General features: G+C 30.8%; 19 protein-coding genes and 2 tRNA genes. 7 read left to right on the top strand and 14 right to left on the bottom strand.

What is annotated here, in order from left to right; all coding sequences use genetic code 11:
* Window positions 1–11: 11 nt before the first annotated feature.
* The 9 genes from GQS58_RS09725 to GQS58_RS09685 form a co-directional block, all read right to left on the bottom strand.
* Window positions 12–788, bottom strand: a complete 777-nt coding sequence (locus GQS58_RS09725) for an SGNH/GDSL hydrolase family protein (RefSeq protein ID WP_240914586.1) — start codon at window positions 786–788, stop codon at window positions 12–14.
* Window positions 778–945 carry a hypothetical protein gene (locus tag GQS58_RS09720; RefSeq protein WP_166385314.1) on the bottom strand — a complete coding sequence of 56 codons (168 nt, stop codon included), beginning with the start codon at window positions 943–945 and terminating at the stop codon, window positions 778–780. Before GQS58_RS09720 ends, GQS58_RS09725 begins: the two co-directional genes overlap by 11 nt.
* 20 nt (window positions 946–965) lie before the next feature.
* Window positions 966–1,652 carry a GNAT family N-acetyltransferase gene (locus GQS58_RS09715; protein WP_166385312.1) on the bottom strand — a complete coding sequence of 229 codons (687 nt, stop codon included), beginning with the start codon at window positions 1,650–1,652 and terminating at the stop codon, window positions 966–968.
* 71 nt (window positions 1,653–1,723) lie between these two features.
* Entirely contained in the window at window positions 1,724–2,575 is an 852-nt protein-coding gene (locus GQS58_RS09710) for a GIN domain-containing protein (protein WP_166385310.1), read from the bottom strand.
* Between the two features lie 79 nt (window positions 2,576–2,654).
* Window positions 2,655–4,277: a pyruvate dehydrogenase complex dihydrolipoamide acetyltransferase gene (locus GQS58_RS09705; protein WP_166385308.1), complete on the bottom strand. Its 1,623-nt coding sequence runs from the start codon at window positions 4,275–4,277 to the stop codon at window positions 2,655–2,657.
* 3 nt (window positions 4,278–4,280) lie between these two features.
* Window positions 4,281–5,270 (bottom strand): pyruvate dehydrogenase (acetyl-transferring) E1 component subunit alpha, encoded by a 990-nt coding sequence (gene pdhA / locus GQS58_RS09700; RefSeq protein WP_166385306.1) that lies wholly within the window; start codon window positions 5,268–5,270, stop codon window positions 4,281–4,283.
* Between the two features lie 129 nt (window positions 5,271–5,399).
* Window positions 5,400–6,074, bottom strand: a complete 675-nt coding sequence (locus tag GQS58_RS09695; protein WP_166385304.1) for a hypothetical protein — start codon at window positions 6,072–6,074, stop codon at window positions 5,400–5,402.
* 78 nt (window positions 6,075–6,152) lie between these two features.
* On the bottom strand, window positions 6,153–6,821 hold the full coding sequence (locus GQS58_RS09690; RefSeq protein WP_205860414.1) for a M15 family metallopeptidase: 669 nt from the start codon (window positions 6,819–6,821) through the stop codon (window positions 6,153–6,155).
* A 94-nt stretch (window positions 6,822–6,915) separates the two neighbouring features.
* The gene (locus GQS58_RS09685; protein WP_166385302.1) at window positions 6,916–7,878 is read right to left on the bottom strand and encodes a fasciclin domain-containing protein; all 963 of its coding nucleotides are present in this window, start codon (window positions 7,876–7,878) and stop codon (window positions 6,916–6,918) included.
* 182 nt (window positions 7,879–8,060) lie between these two features.
* Between GQS58_RS09685 and ctlX the strand changes: the two genes are divergently transcribed.
* A complete protein-coding gene (gene ctlX / locus GQS58_RS09680; RefSeq protein WP_166385300.1) occupies window positions 8,061–8,996 on the top strand; it encodes a citrulline utilization hydrolase CtlX in 936 nt (311 codons plus the stop codon).
* Between the two features lie 123 nt (window positions 8,997–9,119).
* Complete coding sequence (locus tag GQS58_RS09675) at window positions 9,120–9,818, top strand: PrsW family intramembrane metalloprotease (protein ID WP_166385298.1); 699 nt, start codon at window positions 9,120–9,122, stop codon at window positions 9,816–9,818.
* 59 nt (window positions 9,819–9,877) lie between these two features.
* Here GQS58_RS09675 and pafA read toward each other — a convergent pair whose 3' ends face one another.
* On the bottom strand, window positions 9,878–11,518 hold the full coding sequence (gene pafA, locus GQS58_RS09670) for an alkaline phosphatase PafA (RefSeq protein WP_166385296.1): 1,641 nt from the start codon (window positions 11,516–11,518) through the stop codon (window positions 9,878–9,880).
* Between the two features lie 108 nt (window positions 11,519–11,626).
* Between pafA and GQS58_RS09665 the strand changes: the two genes are divergently transcribed.
* The 5 genes from GQS58_RS09665 (at window position 11,627) to GQS58_RS09645 (ending at window position 15,070) form a co-directional block, all read left to right on the top strand.
* Entirely contained in the window at window positions 11,627–12,367 is a 741-nt protein-coding gene (locus tag GQS58_RS09665; protein ID WP_166385294.1) for an MlaE family ABC transporter permease, read from the top strand.
* A 3-nt stretch (window positions 12,368–12,370) separates the two neighbouring features.
* Entirely contained in the window at window positions 12,371–13,144 is a 774-nt protein-coding gene (locus GQS58_RS09660; RefSeq protein ID WP_166385292.1) for an ABC transporter ATP-binding protein, read from the top strand.
* Window positions 13,145–13,199: 55 nt separating this feature from the next.
* A tRNA-Lys gene (locus GQS58_RS09655) sits at window positions 13,200–13,272 on the top strand.
* A 119-nt stretch (window positions 13,273–13,391) separates the two neighbouring features.
* A tRNA-Lys gene (locus GQS58_RS09650) sits at window positions 13,392–13,464 on the top strand.
* Window positions 13,465–13,585: 121 nt separating this feature from the next.
* A complete protein-coding gene (locus tag GQS58_RS09645; protein ID WP_166385290.1) occupies window positions 13,586–15,070 on the top strand; it encodes a DUF389 domain-containing protein in 1,485 nt (494 codons plus the stop codon).
* Between the two features lie 178 nt (window positions 15,071–15,248).
* Here the strand turns inward: GQS58_RS09645 and GQS58_RS09640 are convergent, their stop codons facing one another.
* The 4 genes from GQS58_RS09640 to GQS58_RS09625 all read right to left on the bottom strand — a co-directional run bounded on the left by GQS58_RS09640 (window position 15,249) and on the right by GQS58_RS09625 (window position 19,508).
* Window positions 15,249–15,845 carry a SprT-like domain-containing protein gene (locus GQS58_RS09640; RefSeq protein ID WP_166385289.1) on the bottom strand — a complete coding sequence of 199 codons (597 nt, stop codon included), beginning with the start codon at window positions 15,843–15,845 and terminating at the stop codon, window positions 15,249–15,251.
* A gap of 13 nt (window positions 15,846–15,858) precedes the next feature.
* Window positions 15,859–16,539, bottom strand: coding sequence for an SDR family NAD(P)-dependent oxidoreductase (locus GQS58_RS09635; protein ID WP_166385287.1), 681 nt, complete (start codon window positions 16,537–16,539; stop codon window positions 15,859–15,861).
* Window positions 16,540–16,811: 272 nt separating this feature from the next.
* Window positions 16,812–18,329 (bottom strand): hypothetical protein, encoded by a 1,518-nt coding sequence (locus GQS58_RS09630; protein WP_166385285.1) that lies wholly within the window; start codon window positions 18,327–18,329, stop codon window positions 16,812–16,814.
* Window positions 18,330–18,467: 138 nt separating this feature from the next.
* Window positions 18,468–19,508, bottom strand: a complete 1,041-nt coding sequence (locus GQS58_RS09625; protein ID WP_166385283.1) for a glutaminyl-peptide cyclotransferase — start codon at window positions 19,506–19,508, stop codon at window positions 18,468–18,470.
* Window positions 19,509–19,684 lie beyond the last annotated feature (176 nt).

Genomic DNA, 19,684 nt, shown 5'->3' with positions numbered 1-19,684 from the left:
AAAAGAGAACCTTACTTATTTAATTTCGATTTAATAAAAAGACCCATTTCTTCACCCCAAACTTTATAAGTCAATTCTGATGGATGCACGCCGTCACTAAAATAAATTTTAGAATTATTTGTAGGTAAACTATGTTTTTTACTCCAATTTTTTAGCGTGATAACTTCATTGTAATAGAAAACGTTCTTTTTACTTTTAGTTATTGTCTGTAATCTCTCTCCTAAAATCTCTACCAAATTACCTATTACAAACTTTATAGGTTTTGTAAATGCAGGAAATTCTTTTATCGGAGGCATGTTTGTAAAGAATAGAGGAGTACCAGGAAATTTATTTTGTAATAAATTGATGAGATTTTCTATTGAATCAGCCCATTTTTTTGGGGAATTTAAGGTAAAGGCATCATTACCTCCCATACCTATAACAATAATATCTGTGGAAGTTTCTTCAATTTTAGGAATAATTTTTTCACAAACTTTTGCTAGAGTATAGCCACTTCTAGCATATACCCGCCAATTTATATTACTTTTTAAATTGATTGCGAGTGTATTTGATAAAGAACCGGTAAATCCATTTTTATGGTAGTCTACACCAACACCCGCAATAGTACTTTCTCCAATAGAAAGTATATGTAGCGTTTTATTAAAATTACCATTAACATAGCCTGTAGGTTCTTTTGCTTCGGGAAGTTTTGGTACTTTTTTTCTAATGTTTTTACCTTGAAAATATAAAAAGGGTAGTAATGGTACAGAAACTAATGCGCCTAAAAAGTATTTTACTTTATTCTTCATCCTTTTTTGCGTCATTTACTTTTTTAATGATGGCTTTTAAGCGTTCTCTATTTAACTGTTTTTCTAGCTTCACCTTATTAATTTTCTGATTCATCAATTTAGTGTGTTTTGCTTTATTAACAGAGTTTTTAGCTTTTCCTTTCCCTTTTTTTGGCATATTGTTAAATTATAGGTTTATTATTTTCTGTGGAATAACCACCAGTTCATATCTCTACTTAATTTAAAACCTAATTTCTCATATAGAGGAATTGCAGCATTCCCTTTATTGGTATGCAAGATAGGTAGTTTTTTTTCTTTTAATATTTCTTTTGTTGTATGATATATCAGTTGTTTAGCAAATCCTTTTCTTGTATAATCTGGATGTGTAACGACAGAACTAATTTCAATAAAATCATCAGTTTGCATTCGTTGTCCTGTAATAGCAACTAGTTTATCGTCTTTAAAAATACCAAAGAATTTCCCCATTTCAAAACCTTTCTTTTGATAAAAACCTGGCATCACCAACCAAATTAAATCATATACTTCATTTATGTGTTCTTGTGTTAATAACACAATATCTTCTGTAATTTCTACAGCTATTAAGTTCTCTAATACCATTTGGCATCCGTTTATTTTTTTCTCAAGAACTACATACCTATCATCTATTGTAGGGGTATCTTTTTCTGAAACTAAAAAGAATTTTTCTGCAATTTTAGAATGGGCTGTTAAAGCATTGGCTGTTTTTTCGGCATCAAAAAAAGAGCCAAAAGAACAGGTCTCTGCCTGATAGAACTGCACGCCATCATACTTTAATAAAGAGGTGTTGTGGGTTTCATTTAATGAATACCAAACAGGGTTTTTTAGTTTTTGTTCTAAGTCTTTCATCAGAAATAAATATATAAAAAAAAGCTCACAAACTGCGAGCCTTTTATTTTGTTTCTCGTTTTAAAAAAGTATTATAATTCTTTTTTAAATAGTTTAGAGTTCTCTGTAAACTGAGTTAAAAATATTTTAGCGTCTCCGTATACTTCAGTTTTGCTTTTATCTGAAGCTTCTATAGTAATACTTTCTGAAGCGTTTATAGTAATCGTAGCTGAGTCTTTTATATTACTTGTGCAAGTAGTTGTACTTAGTTTTTCTCCGTTTAACGCTGAGTTTTCTAGTGTAATTGCATTAAATAAATTAGCCGTTCCTTCAATATTTAAAGTAGAATTACCAATCATTCTTGTGTTTAAGTTTTCTGCTTTAATAATCATATCTACCTTACAAGATTCAGCTAAATCTAGGTCTACATCTTTACTTTCTATATTTAATTTACTTTTAGATCTCAATTGAATTCGAGATTTATTATTATTTAAGAGCTTAAATCTATCAGCTTGTATCTTTAAATCTGCTATTCCATAATCGTTTATTTTAAGTAACATAGAGGTTGTTTTTATGGTACTTAAAGACTCTATTTCTGCATCATCATTTAAAGTTATTTCTTTTAATGCGTCTTTATAATTTAAAGTAATATTTAATTTTTTTGCTTTTAACTTTTTATCAGTAGTTATTGTTAAGATAGAGTCTGTAACACTAAAAAGGATATGTTTATGTAGGTTTTTATCAGTTTCTATGTCTATTGATGAAGACATATTAGAGATTGCTAATTCAACTTTAAAATCATTATTTATAACCACACTATGAAAAGGAGCTAAGTCTGTTTTTATCTTTGATATTAATCTATTTCCTTTTATTTTTTCTTGACTATAAGTTGTGTTAAATAAAGCGAATACTAATATTAATAATAATGTAGTTTTCTGTTTCATATTTTTTCTTGCTATAAAAATTAAAAACCATTTCAAAAAAATATTGAAATGGTTTTTATTATAAAAATTAAGGTAAACCTTAAGCTAACATTGTAACCGGGTTTTCAATAAATGTTTTTAATGTTTGTAAAAATTGAGCTCCAACAGCACCATCTACAGTTCTGTGATCTGATGTTAGAGTCAAGTTCATTGTATTACCAATAACTATTTGTCCGTCTTTTACAACTGGTTTTTGTACAATTGCACCAACAGATAAAATAGCTGAGTTAGGTTGGTTTATAATAGAGTTAAAGCTACCAATACCAAACATACCTAAGTTAGAAACCGTAAAAGTACTTCCTTGCATTTCTGCTGGAGCTAATTTTTTATTTCTAGCTTTACCTGCTAAATCTCTTACACCTGCACCAATTTGAGTTAAACTCAATCCGTCTGTATGTTTAATTACCGGTACTAATAAACCATCATCTACAGCTACAGCTACACCAACGTGTATATGACTGTGATAAATTGTATTTGCCTCGGTCCAAGAAGTATTAACTTGTGGATGCTTTTTTAATGCCATTGCACATGCCTTAACTACCATATCGTTAAAAGATACTTTAGTGTCTGGCATTGCATTTATTATTTTTCTAGATGCCATTGCATTGTCCATATCAACTTCAATATTTAAACTGAAATCTGGAGCTGAGAATTTAGAGTTACCTAAAGACTTAGCAATTGCTTTACGCATTTGAGAATTCTTAACTTCTTCTGAGTTTTCTACACCAGTAGCAGCAACATTTGCAGTAGTAGGAGCAGCCTCAACTTTAACCGCAGGAGTATAGTTTTCTATATCTTTTTTAATGATTCTTCCGTTTTCACCAGAACCCTTTACATCTGCTAAATTAATTCCTTTATCAGAAGCTATTTTTTTAGCTAATGGAGATACAAAAATACGTCCGTTAGCTGTATTGTTTGTAGTAGAAACAGTTTTAGTTTCTTCTACTTTAGCAGCTGGTTTTGTTGCAGCCTTTTCTTCTGTTTTAGCAGCAGGAGCAGTTGTGTTTTCTGTAGCTGCTGATGCATTACCTCCATTAGCAACTAGTGCAGAAACATCTGTTCCAGCAGGGCCAATAATAGTTAATAAGCTATCTACAGGAGCAGTTTCTCCTTCTTGTACACCAATGTAAAGAATAGTTCCTTCATAGAAACATTCAAATTCCATTGTTGCTTTATCTGTTTCAATTTCAGCAAGCATATCACCTTCAGAAACTTCATCTCCAACTTTCTTTAACCAAGTTGCAATGGTTCCATCAGTCATTGTATCACTTAAACGCGGCATTGTAATTACTTGCACTCCTTCTGGAATTGTAGTAGATTCTGTAGCACTTGTTTCTGTAACCGTTTCTTCTTTTACTTCTTCAGTAGTAGTTTCTTCCTTTGCAGGTTCTGAACTACCGTTTATAATTGCAGAAATGTCTTCACCTTCTTCACCGATAATCGCTAATAATACATCAACAGGAGAAGTTTCTCCTTCTTGAATACCAATATATAAAAGAGTTCCTTCATAGAAAGACTCAAATTCCATTGTTGCTTTGTCAGTTTCGATTTCGGCTAAAATATCACCTTCCTCAATTTTATCTCCAACATTTTTTAACCATTTTGCCACAACACCTTCTTCCATGGTGTCACTTAGTCTGGGCATATTTATAATTGTAGCCATATCTTAACTTATAAAAGGATAATCTTCTTGTTCATAAACCATATCATACATTTGTTCAGGTTCTGGGTAAGGAGAATCTTCTGCAAATTGCTCACATTCTTTTACTTTTACTTTTACCTCTTTATCTACTGCAGCTAATTCTTCTGCGGTAGCATACCCTTTTTCTAAAATAATGTCTTTTACTTGCGTAATAGGATCTATTTTTTTGTACTCTTCTACTTCATCTTTCGTTCTGTAGTGTTGTGCATCAGACATTGAGTGACCTCTATATCTATATGTTTTCATTTCTAAGAAAGTTGGTCCATCACCACGTCTAGCTCTATCTAAAGCTTCGTCTATAGCTTCGGCAACTTTAATAGGGTTCATTGCATCTACTGGGCCACAAGGCATTTCGTATCCTAAACCAAGTTTCCAGATATCTGTATGGTTTGCTGTTCTTTCTACAGAAGTACCCATTGCATATCCATTGTTTTCACAAATAAAAATAACAGGTAATTTCCATAACATAGCTAAATTAAAAGCTTCGTGTAAAGAACCTTGTCTTGCAGCACCATCTCCAAAACATGTTAATGTTACACCACCAGTATTATTGTATTTATCACCAAAAGCAAGACCTGCACCTAAAGGAATTTGACCTCCAACGATACCATGACCACCATAAAAACGGAATTCTTTTGAAAAAATATGCATAGAACCACCCATTCCTTTAGACGTTCCAGTAACCTTTCCATATAATTCTGCCATTACACGTTTAGGATCTTCTCCCATACCAATTGGTTGTACGTGGTTTCTATAAGCCGTAATCATTTTGTCTTTAGATAAGTCCATTGCATGTAATGCACCTGCTAAAATTGCCTCTTGCCCATTATATAAGTGCAAGAAACCTCTAACTTTTTGTTGAATGTAAACAGAAGCAAGTTTGTCTTCGAACTTACGCCAAAAAAGCATGTCTTTGTACCAATCTAAATAGGTCTGTTTGGTGATTTCTTTCATTTTTAGTGATATTGTTTGTTTTAAGGTTATTAAAATTTACTCTTTCAATAACCAGTCACAAAAATAACTGTTTTTGATAGAATAAAAAAACTAGATTAGTTTAAAATAAAACAAAATATTTTAAGAGTATTATTTGTCTTTAGCTATTACTATCGTGGCTTTAGCGCCAGTTGCTAAGTTCCATTCATTAGAAGAGAGTAGTGTACCGGCGTCATTATATACCTTAAAAGCGGCTGTATTTGGTCCGGATGTACCTTGGTTTAGTGCTTTAAAGGCAATTTTATTAATACCAACTTCTAAAGGGATATTAAATTTTTGATAGCTTCGTTTTAAGGTAATGTTATGTACAACGGGTACGTCGTTTACAAGTATAGTAACCATGTCTCCATCAGGATATTGAAAATCTCTGCAAATAATATTTACACTTTTAGAGTCTGTTCTAAAACTACCTAGATCTTGATCTATTACGGGGTAAATATATTGACCGTTTATTTTTTTAAATGCTTTTAAAAAACGCTCTTCTCTTTGCTTTTCTTGTGTTATAATACCTTTATTATTAAGGTCATTTTCTTCCTTTTGCTTTTTTAATTTATCATTTTCTTTGTCAAAAGCATTTTTAAAACCATCGTTTCCTTCTAATTCTAATGCTTTCGGTTTTGTAACTTCTTTAGAGTTATTTAAAACTACTCCTTTAATTTTGCCTTTTTCTCGGGTTCCAGAATTAGAATCTAATTGTGCAGATAATTGAAATACAGTGAATAAGGAAATGGAGAGAAAAAGAAGAAAATTATTTTTTGTTTTCATTATATATAATACTTTCAAGCATTTATGCAAATATAATGCCGATTTTTAGTGAAGCTGTTTCTATTTTGTTAAAAATTCTTATTCTATTGGGAAATTAAAGTAGGTATTAGGAAAAGGTTCATTTCTTAAAGTAAAATGCCACCATTCGTTTTTATAAGGTCTAAAATTATTTTTTATCATTATAGTACGGAGTAGCAACCTACTTTTTTGTTGTTCTGGAGTGATGTTTTTTGGTAGGTAATGAGATTTTATGCCAAAAAAATCATACGGACACCCCATGTCTAATTCTTTACCTGTTTTAATATTTATAATTGTTAAATCTACGGTGCTTCCTCTTGAGTGTCCAGATCTAGAGGCAATATAACCTCGTTTAAATAATTGAGATTTTGGTGTATTTGGATAATACGCTTTTTTCATTAACGTATCTTCTAGTACTTTAGCCCATTTAACAAAATGGTTTACTGCTTGTTGTGGTCTGTATGCATCAAATATTTTAAGACTCAACCCTTCTTTTTGTAGACTCTGTTGTATTTTAGTTAAAGCATTTGCAGAAGATTTAGTAACTATAATACAATTTTTATGATAGCCATCAATGGGTTTCCCTATAAAGTTATTGTTTCCTAAATAGCGCAATTCTTTTTCAATAGTTTTATCAACATCAGATAAATAAACAAAACCATCTGGAAGGTTTTGTGAATTTACAAAGAGTGTACTTAAAATAAAAAATAGTGTTATTAATCTTTTCATCTCATCAAAAATACATAAAAAAAATACCTGAGAAATATTTCTGCAGGTATTTGTTTAAAGACTATCTAATTTTAATGTACGGGTTTGGTGTTGTTTAATTAGGTAATAATACCGTATCTATAGCATGTATTACTCCATTATTTGCTTGTACATTGGTTGCAATTATTGTACTTACTCTATTTCCTTCGTCCGTTAAAGTTGCTCCGCCAGTTACATTGGCAGTTAATATTTCTCCGGAAAGAGTGGTAAGTTGCAAGGCATCACTTAATGCTGTGTCTTGTGCATTTATACCTGTTAATACATGTGTTTTTAATGTTGCATCTAAAGTACTTTTTGGTATTTCTGCCAATGTTGTAAGTTCCAATTCACTTAAAACAGCTACAAAAGCATTGTTAGTTGGTGCAAAAACGGTATAAGGTGCAGTTGTGCTAGTTTCTGGTAAAGAGAGTATACTAACAAAATCGGTATCTAAATCGCTTCTTGTAAGTGCTTGAACTAGTATTGAAAAGTTTGGGTCTGCTGTAGCAAAAGTAACTACAGTAGGTAGGCCAATTACTTTATTAATAATATGTACCGTTCCGTTGTCTGCAGAAATATTTGGTACCGTTACTGCAGATGATCCGTTAAATAAAACCCCATCTTCTGTATTAATATAAAGAGACATAGCTGTGTTTGAAGCAGCACTTGTTGCTTTTGTGCTTGCATAACCGGTAGATAAATCTGTAGACTTTAAGCTACCGTCTATTACGTGATTTAATAGTATTTGTTGTAAAACAGGTACCGGGACGTCCTCTACAGAGTTAAAATTATTTTCTGTTAAAAATTCAGAAAAAGCTTCATTGGTTGGCGCTAATACTGTAAAAGGTCCAGGTCCGCTTAAGGTAGTTGCTAATTCTGCCCTTTTTACTGCCGCGACTAAACTACTTAAGTTTCCATCAATGGCTACATCTACAATTGTATTTGTTTTAATTACGGTCTCATGATCGTTATCATCACTACATGAGATTAGTACTGCTAATAAAGTTAAAATGCTTAAAAATTTTGAAATTGTTTTCATTCTATGAGTGTTTATGGTTAAAATATAAAACTGTTTAACAAAAATAGGTAAATATTAAACAGTTTTATATTTTATTTTGTTAAAGTTTTTCATTAAAAGATTAAACAAAAAAGAAGTTCTCAATAATTACTTACTTAAACTAGCTTAAAAAAGTCTAATTTTGTGTTTAATAAATGAATTAAATGAATCAAACTACAAATACAATTCTAATGATTCGTCCTATTAATTTTAGGATGAATGAGCAAACTGCTGTAAATAACTATTATCAAAAAGAAATTGATAATATACTTCCATCAACAATAAATACAAAAGCACAACATGAGTTTGATACTTTTGTAGAAAAATTACAGAGTTTTGGAATTCATGTAATTGTTGTTTCTGATACCAAGGACGCTGATACACCAGATGCTGTTTTTCCTAATAATTGGATTTCTTTTCATGAAGATGGTACTGTTGCTATGTACCCAATGTTTGCAGAAAATAGACGTTTAGAAAGACGAGAAGATATTTTAGAAGAGTTAGAAAAGGAGGGGTTTTTAATAGAGAATATAGTAGATTATACTTCTGCAGAAGAAGATCATGTATTTTTAGAAGGAACTGGAAGTATCTGTTTAGATAGAGTTAATAACAAGGCATATTGTGCACTTTCTCCTAGGGCAGATGAAGAATTATTTATAGAGTTCTGTGAAGATTTTGAATATACACCAGTAGTTTTTACGGCAAATCAAACAGTAGACGGTAAAAGGGCAGCAATTTATCATACCAATGTTATGATGTGTGTGGGAGAAACATTGGTTATTATTTGTTTGGCTTCTATTGATGATAAATCTGAACGTAAAAATGTATTGAAGCATTTAAAAGAAGATGGTAAAAAAGTAATTGACATTACAGAAGAACAAGTAACCAACTTTGCCGGAAACATGTTAGAGGTTCATGGTAAAGATGATGAACGTTTTTTAATTATGAGTCAAGCTGCTTTTAATAGTTTAACGCAATCTCAGAAAGCACAAATTAACAATCATTGTAAAATTATTTCTAGCCCTTTAGATACTATTGAGTTTTGTGGAGGTGGTAGTGCACGTTGCATGATGGCAGAAGTTTTCTTGCCTAAAAAATAAGGCTAGCTACTAATTAAGTATAAAGATACTAGGCAAACGCAAGGTTGATAAAGGAATTATAAGAATCTTCTTTACAAAACTTTGCGTTTTTTTTATTAAAAAAAAAACAATTTAATCTTCTCTATGCATTTACTTCTCCTTGCTATTGCTCCTGCAACCATCATTATATTATATATTTATTTTAAAGACAAGTTTGAAAAAGAGCCTATTTCTTTTTTATTTAAAAACTTTCTTTTAGGAGCAACGGCAAGTGTGTTAATTACTGTAATTCTTGGTGGTTTTGCCGCAAGGTTTCTTCCAGTTACTGATGCAACAAATATATTTCAACAATTTGTTAAGGCATTTATAGTAGTTGCCTTGGTAGAAGAGTTTTCTAAATATGTAATTGTAAAATATTATGCACAAAGAAATAAAGAATACAACGAGCCTTTTGATGGTATTGTTTATGCTGTAATGGTTTCTATGGGTTTTGCTACCTTAGAGAATGTCTTATATGTTTTTCAACACGGAGTTTCAACCGGCATATTAAGAGCATTTACTGCGGTTCCGGCACATGCTACATTTGCCATTTTAATGGGGTATTTTATGGGGAGAGCAAAATTTTCTAAAAATAGAATAGTTTTAAACATAACAGGTTTGTTTTTTGCAACACTTTTTCATGGAGCGTATGACTTTTTTCTGTTTATCAACTTTATTCCAGGAATTTCTATAGGTGCATTTATTTCTTTAATAATTGGAATTCTACTTTCTAGGAAAGCGATAAAGAGCCATCAAAATAGTTCTGTTTTTAAATTTTTAATCAAAAAGAAACCCCAAAACTAAGTCTTGGGGCTTTTTAATAACTTATTTCCGTTAGAAAGAATTATAAAATAGAACTTATTTTACTTTTCTAAAACTTCATCAACTACAACTCCGGTTGTTCCGTTTGGTGATTCTATATTTAATAAATTAGCAATCGTTGGTGCAATGTCTGTAATATTGTATCTTTTAGATGATGAACCTTGTTTTATTCCATTTCCATAGAAAATAATTGGTACATGTGTGTCATAAGAATAACCAGAACCATGGCTTGTGCCTGTTCTTCCGCCAGTTAAAGTAGCTGGATTGGGTATCATTAAAACATCTCCAGATAATTTTTGATTATACCCGTTTTGAAGCGAATTTAATATACCAGAAGAAAAATGTGTTGTTTGTAAAGTTCTTGCAGTTACTGCTTTATAGATTCCATCAAAATTAATTATTTCATCCGCTAGTTTTTGAGCAACCGTGTTTACTTCTAAACCTAAAGATTCTACTTTATCTTTATCTAAAAATATTTGATAGTTAGAAACGTTTTCAATTAAATCTATAGAATTAAAATATTTTTTAGTGGTTTCTAAAACAAAATCCCTAAATTTTGTCATCTCTAAATAATGAGCAGGTATTTTTAAAGACTGTAAATAAGCTGGTACATGAACTGCTGCGTGATCTGCAGTTAAAAATAATGTGTAATTATCTTTTCCAACTTGTTGGTCTAAAAATTGAAATAAATCGGCTAAATCTTTGTCTAAACGTAAATAAGTATCTTCTGTTTCTATGGCAGAAACTCCGTATTTGTGGCCAATGTAATCTGTAGAGGAATAACTAACGGATAAAAAATCTGTGTGTTCACTTTTACCTAAATTTTCACCTATAATTGCAGCCTTTGCAAAATCTGTTGTATATGTATTACCAGCAGGTACAGTTTTTATTAAATCGAAATTTCCATTTCTAGAGCGTAAGGCTTTTAGGTTTTTAGGGAAAGTTGGAGATTCTTGACCTTTTAATTTTCCTTCATAAATATTATCATCAACTCTACTACTTGTGTATGTTTCTATATCGTAAAGTGTTTCCCAAGGTGTGTTCAGGTATTTATCTGCCTTGTTATTTCCATTGAAATCTTTTACCCATTTAGGCAATTCATTCATATAATATGTACTGGTAATCCAAGTATTAAAATTACCACCATCATACCAGTAAGCTGCATTTGCAGTATGACCTGCGGGTAAAATTGCAGATCTATCTTTTATAGAAACACCAATAGTTTTACCAAACATATTTTGAGCCAAATGTAATTGATCTGTTATGGTTGATGTATAAAGTCTTTTAGGAGATTTTTGTCCATATTTACCTTCATTACCAACCGTTTTGTAATTGTTGTCATCTACGCAGTAAATAGATTCTTTTTGGTATTTATCATACCAATTGTTAGAAATAATTCCGTGTTCGCTTGGTGTTGTTCCTGTATAAATAGAGGTGTGCCCAACTGCAGTATAGGTTGGTATGTAGTTGTAATGAGCATTTTCTAAAGAAAACCCATTTTGTAAAATTCTATTAAATCCGTCTTTTCCATATCTATCAGAATACCTAGTTAAATAATCGTACCTCATTTGGTCGATAACAATACCAACTACTAATTTTGGTTTTTTATTTTGCGATGATATTTTGCTGTTTCCTAAACAAATAAATAGACAGATAAAGCTAAAAAGTAATTTGAATTTCATGAGTAGATATATAAATTATAGGTCAAAAGTAATTATTTTTTGTTTTGAATTGGTCAATTCAACCTAGTATTAATGATAATTTAATACTTTAGCACAAAATTAAAATGAATGGGTTACCTAGAACATATTGGTAAATATTTTCTGATGTTAGGTCGTGTTTTTAAAAGACCGCAAAAGGGAAAAGTTTTTTATGAAGCTTTGGTAAAAGAGATTGATGAATTAGGCTTAAAATCTCTAGGGATTATTATGTTTATTTCCTTTTTTATTGGAGGTGTAATTGCATTACAAACGGCTTTAAATTTAGACAATCCTTTTATTCCAGAATCTTTAATAGGTTTTGCCGCAAAACGTTCTATTATTTTAGAATTTGCTCCCACTTTTTGTTCAATCATTTTGGCAGGTAAAGTAGGTTCTTATATAACATCTAGTATAGGTACTATGCGTGTTACAGAGCAAATTGATGCTTTAGAAGTGATGGGAATAAATGCTTTAAGTCATTTAGTACTGCCTAAAGTGATTGCAACTGTTTTCTTTTATCCTTTTTTAATATCATTAGGGATGTTTTTAGGAATTTTAGGAGGATGGGTTACAGGTGTTTTATCTGGACTTTTTTCTGGTGCAAGTTATATTGAAGGAATTCAAACAGATTTTGACCCTTTTTTACTAGCGTATGCGATTATTAAAACTTTAGTTTTTGCATTTTTAATTGCTACTGTACCTTCTTATCATGGTTATTATGTAAAAGGAGGTTCTATAGCAGTAGGGAAAGCAAGTACGCAAGCTGTAGTTTGGACTACCATTTTAATTGTAATAGCCAACTATTTTTTAACTCAAATGCTTTTAACCTAAAATATGATTGAAGTAAATAATATACACAAAGGTTTTGGAGAAGCAAAAATATTAAAAGGTATTTCTGCCACTTTTCTACCAGGAGAAACTAGTTTAATCATTGGAGAAAGTGGTTCTGGTAAAACAGTGTTTATAAAGTCTTTAATAGGCTTACATACACCAGAAGAAGGTACTATTTCTTTTGATGGTAGAATAAATACTCAATTTACAGAAAAAGAGAAACAGCAATGGAGGCAAGAAATTGGTATGGTTTTTCAGGGAAGTGCGCTTTTTGATTCTCAATCTGTAGAAGATAATGTGATGTTTCCTTTAAAAATGTTTACCAATCAATCTCAAGCAGAAATGTTAGAGCGTGTAAATTTTGTTTTAAATAGAGTTAATTTAGAAAATTCTAATAAAAAGCTGCCAGCAGAATTATCTGGGGGAATGCAAAAAAGAGTTGCCATTGCAAGAGCAATTGTTATGAATCCTAAATACCTTTTTTGCGATGAACCAAATTCTGGTTTAGACCCAAGAACATCAATTGTAATTGATAATTTAATTCAAGAAATTACAGATGAATATAAAATTACAACCGTAATTAATACACATGACATGAATTCTGTAATGGAAATTGGAGAAAAAATAATTTTTTTAAAAGAAGGTCAAAAAGCATGGCAAGGTACTAGTGAAGATATTTTTAAAACTGACAATGAGGCGGTTGTGAGTTTTGTGTATTCTTCTAATTTATTTAAGAAAGTAAGAGAAGCTTATTTAAATGAAAAAAAATATAAATAGATTTGTTTTATCTAAAATAAAGTATATCTTTGCAGCCGCTTAAAAGGAAATAAACGACCTGGTAGCTCAGTTGGTAGAGCATCTCCCTTTTAAGGAGAGGGTCCTGGGTTCGAGCCCCAGCCCGGTCACAAAATTTAAAAATTTCATAAATATTTTGAAGTTTTTTTATTAAAGTAATTGCATCGAGAAGCGTTGTTTTTTCGAATTTTAATTAAGCGTATCTTTTAGTCATTAAGATAAAATAAATGACCTGGTAGCTCAGTTGGTAGAGCATCTCCCTTTTAAGGAGAGGGTCCTGGGTTCGAGCCCCAGCCCGGTCACATTAAATTAAAAGCTTCACAGAAATGTGAAGCTTTTTTTATGCAAAAAAAGTTAGGGGCTGTTTAATTGTCAATTTTAAATTTTTGTATCTTTCCCAAGTTAATAAGAAACTTAATTTTGATGGAAGAAGAAAATAAGGTAGTTGAGGAAAAGGTAGATCAATCTAAGCAAGGAATGAAAGATGAAGCTAGAGGTTTGCTCTTTAGTATCAGAAAATATTTAATAGAACTTTTAGATTTTAGACACGATACAGACCATGAAGCTACCATGGAGGCTATTAAAGCAGATATACCTTTTAAGGGTGCTACTGCTTGGATTCTTATTTTTGCGGTCTTTGTGGCTTCTATAGGGTTAAATGCTAATTCTACTGCAGTTGTTATCGGTGCCATGTTAATATCGCCCTTAATGGGGCCTATTTTGGGAATAGGAAGCGCTTTTGCAATTAATGATATTGAGGTGTTTAAAAAATCATTAGTCAGTTTGGCAACGATGATTACTTTAAGTTTACTTGCTTCATTTGTTTTTTTCTATTTCTTTCCATTAAGTGAAGATACATCCGAATTGTTAGGGAGAACAAAACCAGATATTAGAGATGTATTAATTGCCTTTTTTGGTGGTTTGGCTTTAATGGTTGCAAGAACAAAAAAGGGAACGGTAGCTTCTGTTATTTTTGGAGTTGCTATTGCTACTGCATTAATGCCGCCCTTGTGTACTGCAGGGTTTGGTTTAGCAAAAGGTTTTTCTGGAGATACTGTTGGTTTTACCTATGCTTTAGGAGCCATGTATTTGTTTACAATTAATACCATTTTTATTGCTTTGGCAACATTTATTGTATTAAAACTGTTAAGTTTTCCAATGCATAAATATGCGAATGCAGCAAGAAGAAAACGATATGCTACTATTGCAACGGTAGTAGGTATTGCTGTTATGATTCCTGCTGTTTACACTTTTTTACATGCCTTAGAAGAAAGTAGGGTAAATGCACAGTTAAAAACGTTTGTTAAAAATGAGGTAATGACCATTGATAACTATCAATTAATTGATGAAGATTATGATTTTGATACTAAGGTTTTAAAGCTAAATTTCTTTAACGAAGTAACTGCTGTAGAGAAAAACATGTTAGAAAGCAGTTTGATTAATGATCCGAGATATGATCGCTTAAAAGAAGTGAAAATTAATATTAAAGGAAGTGATACTAAGAGTTTCGAATTAATTACTACAGCGTATACAGAAAAAAGAGAAGAGTTGAATGAAAGTAAAAAGCGAATACAAGAACTTGAAGATAAGATTATTGAGCTAGAAGGTATCATTTCTGGTTTAAATATAAGGATTGAAGATGATGCGCTTCAAAATGATAAAAAAGCAATTGCTTTTAGTAGAATTTCTAAAGAGGCAAAAATTCTATATAGTGAAATAGAAGAAATAGGGTTTTCTAAAGTTTTATTTTCTAAAGATTTTATAAATATAGATACCATTCCTACGGCAACAGTAAAATGGAATTTAAAAGTGTCTGATACTATTATTCGTGTAAAAGAAAAGAAATTACGTACTTGGTTGCAAAAAGAAATGGACTTAGATACGTTGTTTATTAAAAGAGAAAGATAAGCTTTAAGGAGCTTTCTAAAAGTTTTGAATATTGTCATACTGAACTTGTTTCAGTATCTTAACGTATCTATATTCATAAGAATCTGAAATAAATTCAGATTGACAAAAATCACTTGTTAGATAATCTCATTTGTTAAACGAATTACTCTATAATTGATGTTATTAGGGTAAATAAATTCTAACCGTTTTTGTAAAACTCTATTTCTACATTTTGGTTGAATAGATATACTTTTTTATTGCTCATATTCATGCATTCATATCGGGTTCTACGTTTGTTTCCTCTTTTGTAGATGGTGTTTTTAAATACAAATAAACTGCCAAAAGGGATGTCAAAAATAAAATGTTTGCCCGTTTCTGCTACATTTCCTCTTAGCGCTAAAGATAAATCGGCATCTGTATCTGTGCTTGCTTTAGGGTTTTTAAAATATCTTGCTAAAAAAGGTAGCATTTCTATAGGGTAAATTTCTGGACGTAAAAAAGGCAGCATTAAATGCTGAAAAACCATTTTCCACTCTTTACCATGAGGCTGTACGCGTCCAAATTTTTGATGTGTAACATGATGTGCAATTTCATGCACTAGCGTAAGTAAAAACTGATATTTATTAAGGTTATTATTTACTGTAATTTGAAATCTTCCGTCTGGTAATTGCCTAAAATCACCATGTTTCGTTTCTCTCTGGTTTACAATTTTTAGCGTAAAAGAATGCTCGTTTATTAGAAATTCTATAAACGGAATTGCTTTTAAAGGAACGAAATTTTGATAATTTGAATTCAATTTTTAAGATTGCTTACGGCGTTGTTGTTGAAACTTGTAATACTCTTCCGTTATAAAATTTATTTCCAGTTAAAGAGAAATCAAAAATATAATTAGCCATTTCTGAGGCAGATGTAGGTGCTTCATACCCTGGGAAAGCTTCTTCTAGCATTTCTGTTTGTACAGCTCCTAAAGCCAGAACATTAAAAGCTATTTGTTGGTCTTTATATTCTTCTGCCAATAATTCAGATAGCGTAATTACTGCGCCTTTGGCAGATGAATATGCTGCTAATCCAGGAAACTTCATACTTCCTTGAATTCCGCCCATAGAGCTTATAGTAACTACATGACTTCCTTTTTGCATAAACGGAATCATTAATTTTGTGATCTCTGCAACAGCAAAAACATTTACTTTGTAGACTTCTAAGAAATCATCCGAAGATAAATCTGTAAAAGGTTTGTTGATTAATTTACCAGCGTTATTGATTAAAATATCAACTTGTTTCCAATTATTTTTAATATAATCGGTTACCTTTTCTAAATCTGAATTCACAGATAAATCAACAGAAAGTAAAGTGATATTTTTATGATTAACCTCAGACAGTGGTTTTGTGTTTCTAGATAAGGCCAACACATTATGTCCGCTTTCTGCAAATTGTTTTGCGAGTTCAAAACCAATTCCTCTGCTTGTACCTGTAATTACAATGTTTTTCATTTCAATAAAAAAATTTGAACGAGCAATTTACTCATTTTTTCAAACATTTAAACTCAAAATCATTACAAATGAAACCTGCAGTAGTTTAATTTAGATCTCCAAGGGTTTTAAAAAACATTAAGGTTTATCTGTGTTTTTTAATTAGAAGTAACGAGTAGGGCTTATAAATAAATTATTTAAGTAATTCCTGTAAAGGTAGAAACTTATAATTCAATATATTTAGAGGCTACTATAATCTCATAAAGGTTAATTTCACCTAATAGCAGAAATATTTACTCTTCCGCATCAAAAGTAATGTGTTGGTAAGCACCAATATCAGGATTTGTAGTTCTATCAACACCTAAAATATCCGTAGAAAAAGAAGTTGCTTTTGCTTTGTTAATAGCATTAGATTCTTCTCCAATTATAAAATCACTCTTTTGAGTATTTCTAAAATGAGCATTTCCATTTATGATGTTGTCTTGGTAAAAAGTATTTGTAAAATCTAGTTCGGTATTGTCTTTAAAAGCATCATTATTATCAGTAAATTTAATCATAGAATTACTAACGGTATAATTAAATATTCCGCCTCCATCAACTTTATCTAAGATAAATTCTATGTTGTTATTTCCATCAAAAATACAATTGGTAAAATTTGCTGCATGTAAATTTCTTGTTTCAATAATTTCTTGTCCAGTTTCATTGGTATAAGTAAGAAAATTATTGATTAAAACAGCAGGTAATTGACGTATACTATTGTTCCAGTAGTTTGCAAATGTAGAATGGGTAAAGTTATAGGTCCCTCCAATAGTTGCAGCTAAAGAAACCTGACCTGCAGCGCCAATAACTACATTGTTACCTGTAATATTTGTTTCTCTACCTAAAATTCCATAACTAGAATGGTTATAGATTTCTGTGTTTTGTAATTTTAAAGTTGGGGTAGAAGGAGTGCCAATACTATCAACCAAAATACCTATTGTACCATTTTTAATAATAGTATGGTTTATTTCATTGTCTTTACTTCCTGCACGCATCCAAATAGTACCCCATTGTCCGGCAGTTTCACTAAAAGAATGTTCTAAACGGTCTCCTTCAAAAACAACTTTTTCAGTTAAAGTTCCGTTTACTTTTAAAGTAGCTTTATCATCTACAATTAAACCAGAATTATCATGAAAATATACTTTTGCTCCGGCTTCAATAGTTAGTGTTTTATTTGCTGGTACTGCTGCAAAGCCGTAGATAACAGTTGGTTTTATATTTGTAATTGTTAATTCTGTGTCTGTTAAAAATCGGCCTTTTAAAGTGGTTGGCTCTCCGTTTAAAGTTAGGCTATCAATTTTCATAGTAACGGCATCTTTACCCGGATAAATAAAATTAGCATCTTGTACTAAAGTGACTAAATCTACATTTTGTTGAGAACTACCAGAGTCAAATAAAATTTTGTCTGTGTAAAGCGGGTTAATAACATTACTAGCATTTATAGTTGTTTCTACAAAAATAAAAATACTGTCTTTGGCAAGAATATCTATGTTTTTAAAATCTTTTCCAGGAATTCCATCAACATTTAATCGGTAGTTAGAATTTGTACCGTTTTCTAGTTTAATTTCTGGAATTGTAATGGCATTTTGCCCTCTATTATATACTTTTAAATTATACGTTGCAGAGCCAATGTTTGTAAATATAGTGTCTAAAAAAATGGTGTCTTTAGAGAATTCTAATTTTCCAGAACTAAGAGTTGTATCAAAATCTTTTCTACAAGAACCTAAAGAAGCAACAATAATAATTAAGAAGAGGTATATAGTGTATCTCATGTTGTTTTTATAAAAAATCACCACATAGAAACATAGTATACATAGCACTATGTTGTCTATGTTTCTATGTGGTAAAACTTGTTTTTATTTTTAAATCTTAAAATGTATTAGAGTGATAACTTTTTAATACCTCAATTATTATTTTTTAATTAATTCAATTTCAAATAATTTACCCCAATGTTTACCTGTTACAAAAAGACGGTTATTCTCTTCATCATAAGCAATACCATTTAAAACTTCATCATGAGGAACCAATTTTTGCGTTTTTTCCATTTCAGCATGTAAGCCTTTTAAATTTGCAATACCTTCTACAACCCCAGTTTTTGGGTTTATAACAACAATAGCATTTTGCTGATATTTATTTGCATAGATTTTTCCTTTAATCAATTCTAGCTCATTTAAATCGGCTACCGCGTATTTGTTTGTGTACACTTGAATCGATTTTTCTTCTTTTAAAGTTTCCGGATCTAAAAACCAAATTTTAGAAGTACCATCAGATTTAATTAATTGAGTTCCGTTATGTGTAAAGCCCCAGCCTTCTATACTTTTATCATAATTAAACTCTTTTTCTTGTTTAAAAGTATCTAAGTCGTACACAAAACCTTTTTTTGCTTGCCAAGTTAACCAGTAAATTTTATTGTTAAGAATGGTCATTCCCTCGCCAAAATACTTTTTATCTAAATCTATTGTTTGTAAAACTTTACCCGTTTCAATTTCAACTTTTCTTAGTGTAGATTGTCCTCTACGTCCTGTAGTTTCATACAAAAAACCATCATGATATTCTAAACCTTGTGTGTAGGCAGTTTTATCATGCGGATATTCATTTATAATTTTATAGCCATATACAACAGGTGCTTTGTTTGCTAAAACTTCAAAAAAACTATTTTCCTTTTTTGTCTTTTCAGCATAAAAAACTAAGGCAGAAACTTGGTGTTTTCCAACACCTAATTCAGTTGTGTTAATAGAAATAGTATTTCCATCTGAAGAAACCTCATTTCCATTCACAAAAAACTGAACACTTTTTATAGCTTTCTCTTGTTTCTCTTTTAAAGTAACTTCAATATTAGAATTTAAAGCGACTTGTTTTTTATGCTCTAAGCTAAATTTATAGACATCAGAGCAAGATGTAATTAGCAGAAAACACGCAAAAAATGCAACAAGTAAGGTATTCTTTTTCATTTTTGTAATTTTTTATATTTATTTTTAGTCTTTTTACTTTTTAGAAAAGTGATGAAAAACCACTATTCATCAACGAAATCTGATGTAAAAATAACGAATGTGATTGTTAGACCAAATAAAAACAAAATATTTATTTGTTAATTAAAAAATATAGTTAAATTTGCATCCTCAAAATA

The sequence above is a fragment of the Polaribacter sp. 11A2H genome, assembly GCF_011379025.1.
GTDB lineage: Bacteria > Bacteroidota > Bacteroidia > Flavobacteriales > Flavobacteriaceae > Polaribacter.
This window is presented reverse-complemented; position numbering and strand designations above follow the sequence as displayed.

Excerpts from the sequence above, each read along its gene's own strand:
- GQS58_RS09725 (WP_240914586.1), bottom strand. The coding sequence starts at position 788 with ATGAAGAATAAAGTAAAATACTTTTTAGGCGCATTAGTTTCTGTACCA.
- GQS58_RS09720 (WP_166385314.1), bottom strand. The coding sequence starts at position 945 with ATGCCAAAAAAAGGGAAAGGAAAAGCTAAAAACTCTGTTAATAAAGCA.
- GQS58_RS09715 (WP_166385312.1), bottom strand. The coding sequence starts at position 1,652 with ATGAAAGACTTAGAACAAAAACTAAAAAACCCTGTTTGGTATTCATTA.
- GQS58_RS09710 (WP_166385310.1), bottom strand. The coding sequence starts at position 2,575 with ATGAAACAGAAAACTACATTATTATTAATATTAGTATTCGCTTTATTT.
- GQS58_RS09705 (WP_166385308.1), bottom strand. The coding sequence starts at position 4,277 with ATGGCTACAATTATAAATATGCCCAGACTAAGTGACACCATGGAAGAA.
- pdhA (WP_166385306.1), bottom strand. The coding sequence starts at position 5,270 with ATGAAAGAAATCACCAAACAGACCTATTTAGATTGGTACAAAGACATG.
- GQS58_RS09695 (WP_166385304.1), bottom strand. The coding sequence starts at position 6,074 with ATGAAAACAAAAAATAATTTTCTTCTTTTTCTCTCCATTTCCTTATTC.
- GQS58_RS09690 (WP_205860414.1), bottom strand. The coding sequence starts at position 6,821 with ATGAAAAGATTAATAACACTATTTTTTATTTTAAGTACACTCTTTGTA.
- GQS58_RS09685 (WP_166385302.1), bottom strand. The coding sequence starts at position 7,878 with ATGAAAACAATTTCAAAATTTTTAAGCATTTTAACTTTATTAGCAGTA.
- ctlX (WP_166385300.1), top strand. The coding sequence starts at position 8,061 with ATGAATCAAACTACAAATACAATTCTAATGATTCGTCCTATTAATTTT.
- GQS58_RS09675 (WP_166385298.1), top strand. The coding sequence starts at position 9,120 with ATGCATTTACTTCTCCTTGCTATTGCTCCTGCAACCATCATTATATTA.
- pafA (WP_166385296.1), bottom strand. The coding sequence starts at position 11,518 with ATGAAATTCAAATTACTTTTTAGCTTTATCTGTCTATTTATTTGTTTA.
- GQS58_RS09665 (WP_166385294.1), top strand. The coding sequence starts at position 11,627 with ATGGGTTACCTAGAACATATTGGTAAATATTTTCTGATGTTAGGTCGT.
- GQS58_RS09660 (WP_166385292.1), top strand. The coding sequence starts at position 12,371 with ATGATTGAAGTAAATAATATACACAAAGGTTTTGGAGAAGCAAAAATA.
- GQS58_RS09645 (WP_166385290.1), top strand. The coding sequence starts at position 13,586 with ATGGAAGAAGAAAATAAGGTAGTTGAGGAAAAGGTAGATCAATCTAAG.
- GQS58_RS09635 (WP_166385287.1), bottom strand. The coding sequence starts at position 16,539 with ATGAAAAACATTGTAATTACAGGTACAAGCAGAGGAATTGGTTTTGAA.
- GQS58_RS09630 (WP_166385285.1), bottom strand. The coding sequence starts at position 18,329 with ATGAGATACACTATATACCTCTTCTTAATTATTATTGTTGCTTCTTTA.
- GQS58_RS09625 (WP_166385283.1), bottom strand. The coding sequence starts at position 19,508 with ATGAAAAAGAATACCTTACTTGTTGCATTTTTTGCGTGTTTTCTGCTA.